Below are 3848 nucleotides of genomic sequence, written 5' to 3' on the forward strand. Positions count from 1 at the left end.
CCTCGATCTGGTCCAGGCCCTTGTCCAACTCGTCCAGACCATCGCTCGCACCGTCCAGCGCCTCACCAACACCGTTGATCAGCTTGGTCGCCCCATCAACAATCGCATCGGTCACCGGGTCCTGAGCGGGCTGCGGAACCTGCTGGTCGGCCGGCTGCGGCACCTGCTGGTCCGCCGGCTGCGGCACCTGCTGATCCGCCGGCTGCGACACCTGCTGATCCGCCGGCTGCGACACCTGCTGATCCGCCGGCTGCGGCACCTGCTGATCCGCCGGCGCGTCAGCCGGAGCCGGGGGCGGTGCGTCACCAGGCGCGGGCACCGCGTCAGCCGGAGGAGCCGTGGCGACGTAGTCGTCGACATCGGCCTCGAAGGCCGCGAGGTCTTCCTGCAGCTGGTCGGCGATCGACTGGGCCGAGGTGTCGGCGGCGTTGGCGTTACCGGGCACGAGGGCTGCGGCGGCGAGTGCCAGCCCGCCCGCGGCGAGCACCTGGGAGAGCATCTTCTTGCGGGACATCTCGTATCTCCTTGTGTGTCAGCGGGTTCAGCTGGACTGTTCGGTGGCGAGCTGCTGCTGGAGCTGGGTGAACTGCTGGGTCAGGTTCGCGAGCTTGGCCTGGAGGTCGACGTTCGGCTTGCGGCCGGCGAGCTTGGCGGTGATGAGGCGCAGAACCTCGCCCATCTCCGTCACCTGCTTGGCGAGCCGTTCCTGCGCGGTGGGCGTCGGGACGGTCTTGCTGGGCTCCCAGCTGCCGTCCTGCGTTTCGGCGTCGATCTCCGCTTGCAGTTCCGGCGTGACGGGGTTGTACCTGGAGCTGTACTGGAGCGACTGAGTGTCGAAGGTGAGAGTGCCGTTGGCGAACGTGCGGGTGATCTTGGTGTCCTTCACCTGGTCCGCGGCGCCAGTCGGTTCACCGAGCGCTTCCATCGTCTTCGGCTGCGTGGCCACGTAGTGGTCGAGGCGCTCCGACGGCGTCAGCGGCGACACCAGCGGGCTGGACGCGAGGTGGATGTAGTGGTCGACCCACTCCGCGGGCATGAGCTTCTGGCCGTACTGGGAGGTGCGGTCCTCGGTGTTGCCGAAACCGTTGTAGTCCTCCACCAGGACGTAGGTCAGCTTCGGCGCCGACGAAGCGCTGGCTTTGTCGACAAGTCGCTGCAGCGTCACGCCGTCGACGTACTTGCCCGCGGCGATCGCGTCGGCGTCGGCCTTGTCGGAGGCGAGCAGGCGGTAGACCCGCTTCACCATCCCGGCGTGACCTGTTTCCCCGAACTTGCTGCCCATGAGCTCGTCGCCGTAGTCCCACGTCGTGATCGCGCCGACCGCCGGGGTCTTGTCGACCCGCACACCGAGGTCGGAGTACATCTCGTCCATGGAGTCCGCATTGCCCGACTGCGTCGTGACACCCTTGATGTCCCGGTGGTCCTCAATCCGCTGGCTGACCTCCTTGGGAGGGATGCCCAGGTGGTACGCGACCAGCCACTCGGCGTACGTGCCGCATTGGCGGATGCTGGCGTCCAAAGTGGCCTCGTCCGCGTCCGCGGCGATTCCGTAGTCGGGTGCGAGTTCCCTGACGGGGAAATGCGGCCGGAGGCCGGGATCGGTCGCGAGGTCGCGCGCGACGCCGGGCGTGGACGGTGGGGCGTCGGCCAGCCAGTCGGTCGGCACCGGCGGCAGGGCGGGCAGTGACGACTTCGCGAGATGGAGGAAGTCGGTGACCGTGGAAGACTTGACCTGGTAGCTGCGATGAGAGCCGTTGTAGTCCTCGAGGGTCAGCGAGCCGTCGCTGTTCACCGCGGCCACATAGGCGTAGTGAGCTGCGCTGAGCGTCATGGTGTACTCGCCGTCGCCCATGGTCAGATCGACTTTGGTGCCCTTGGCGAAGTACGCGATCGAGCCGACCGCGGGATTGTGGTCCACCGTGTATCCGGCGATCGGAGCCTGCTTGCGCAGCCAGTCGTTGTCCAGTTTCACCGACTTACCGCGGTTGAGGTCCCGGATCAGGTCCTTGACCGCCATTCCCCGTGCTGCCGCGACGCGTCCGACAGCGAATCCGACCGGATTCTTCATGCCGTCCGGGTTCTTTACGTTGAACCCTTCCGCCACCGCGGCCCAGTCGAGGTCGTCGCCGATCGCGTGGATCGGGAAGTCGACGGAGACCCCGGCGTTGTCCTGCGCGAACGCCGCCGCGTTCGGCAGGCCGAACAAGAAGGTGGCGGCCATGGCCAACACTGCGGACTTCTGCATCAGCACTTTCGCGGACATCGGTTTTCCCCTCGGTCAAGTGAAGTTCCTTGACCAGAAGAATGCCGACGCACAACACGAAGAGCACTACCACGGAAGGCGGTGAAGAACTACCGCAGAAGTTTCAGCCGCCCGGTTTGACGAGTCCGGCCTCGTAGGCCGCCGCGACCACCTGCGCCCGTGAGGAGAGCTTCAGCTTCGTCATCGCGCGGTTGAGATGGGTCTTGACCGTGGCCTCCGACAGGAAGATCGACCGGCTGATGTCGCCGTTGGACAGGCCCTTCGCCACGAGCATCACGACCTCGGTCTCGCGCTCGGTCAGGCCGGCGAACTCCTCCGGCCGCCGCCCCGGCTCGGGCAGCGCGGCGAACTCGCTGATCAGCCTGCGCGTCACCGACGGCGCGAGCAGTGCCTCACCGGAGGCCACCAGCCGCACCGCCCGCACCAGGTCCTCCGGCGGGGTGTCCTTGAGCAGGAACCCCGACGCGCCCGCCCGCAGCGCCGCGAACACGTGCTCGTCGAGGTCGAACGTGGTCAGCATCAGGACGGCGGTGCCGTCCTGTTTCTCGACGATCTCCCTCGTCGCGGTCACTCCGTCCTTGCGCGGCATGCGCACGTCCATCAGCACCACGTCCGGCCGCAGCACCGACGCCAGCCGCACCGCCTGCTCACCGTCGTCGGCCTCGCCCACCACCTCGAGGTCGGGCTGCGCACCGAGCAACGCCACGAACCCCGCCCGCACCAGCACCTGGTCGTCCACCACCAGCACCGACGTGCTCATCGCGCCTCCACGGGCAACTCGGCCGTCACCCGGAACCCGCCCTCGACCGGTCCCGCCTGCACCATCCCGCCGTACATGCCGACCCGTTCCCGCATCCCGACCAGGCCATGTCCACTTCGGACAGTCTCGGGCACGGGACCGTCCGGTGTCTCGTTGAACACCTCCATGCAGATCCGGTCCTGCAGGCGGCGGAACGTCACCAGCGTGCGCACCGGCCCGGCGTGTTTGAGCACGTTGGTCAGCGCCTCCTGCACCAGCCGGTACGCCACCAGCTGCTGTCCCGGCGGCAGATCCGGTGCTTCACCGTGCCGCACCACCTCCAGCTTGAGCCCGGACTCCCGGGCCCGCTGCAGCAACTCGGGGATGCGGTGCATCCCCGGCTGCGGTTCGTCACCGGTGTCCTCTTCGGACCTGCGCAGCACGCCGAGCATGTTCCGCATCTCCACCAGCGACTCCCGCGACGTCTGCTCGATCACCCCGACCGACTCGGCGACCTGGGCCGGATCGCTGTCGAGGACCATGCGCGCCACACCGGCGCGCACGGCGATGACGCTGAGCCCGTGCGCCACGATGTCGTGCATCTCCCGCGCGATCCGGTTCCGCTCGACCAGCACGGCCTCGTCGGCCAGCTTGCGGTGCGCCTCGTCCAGCAGTCCTAGCGCCTGCTCCAGCCGCCGCGCCCGCTGCGTGCTGCGCCGCTGCACCTGACCGAGCGTCAGCGAGATGGAGATGGTCACGAAGGGCGCCGAGGGCGTGCTGGTGGCGACGCCGGAAGGCCGGTGGACGGTCGAGCCGACACCGGTCGAGGTCGTGTGCGGGCTCGGT

Annotated in this window: 4 protein-coding genes and 1 pseudogene; 1 reads left to right on the plus strand and 4 read right to left on the minus strand. The window is 68.3% G+C overall.

All coding sequences use genetic code 11. The features are described from left to right. The 4 genes from ABZX92_RS45330 to ABZX92_RS45345 all read right to left on the minus strand — a co-directional run. A partial coding sequence (locus ABZX92_RS45330; protein ID WP_355572288.1) for a hypothetical protein occupies positions 1–514 on the minus strand: 514 nt, incomplete at its 3' end. A gap of 27 nt (positions 515–541) precedes the next feature. Further along, entirely contained in the window at positions 542–2263 is a 1722-nt protein-coding gene (locus tag ABZX92_RS45335) for a hypothetical protein (protein WP_355572290.1), read from the minus strand. A gap of 103 nt (positions 2264–2366) precedes the next feature. After that, positions 2367–3023 (minus strand): response regulator transcription factor, encoded by a 657-nt coding sequence (locus ABZX92_RS45340; RefSeq protein WP_355572291.1) that lies wholly within the window; start codon positions 3021–3023, stop codon positions 2367–2369. Beyond that, positions 3020–3760, minus strand: coding sequence for a sensor histidine kinase (locus tag ABZX92_RS45345; RefSeq protein ID WP_355572293.1), 741 nt, complete (start codon positions 3758–3760; stop codon positions 3020–3022). Before ABZX92_RS45345 ends, ABZX92_RS45340 begins: the two co-directional genes overlap by 4 nt. Here ABZX92_RS45345 and ABZX92_RS45350 point away from each other — a divergent pair. Then, positions 3744–3848, plus strand: a pseudogene (locus ABZX92_RS45350) (5-dehydro-2-deoxygluconokinase); the annotation flags it as partial. The gene ABZX92_RS45345 and the pseudogene ABZX92_RS45350 overlap by 17 nt on opposite strands.

This window comes from Lentzea sp. NPDC006480 (genome assembly GCF_040611995.1).
Taxonomy (GTDB): domain Bacteria; phylum Actinomycetota; class Actinomycetes; order Mycobacteriales; family Pseudonocardiaceae; genus Lentzea.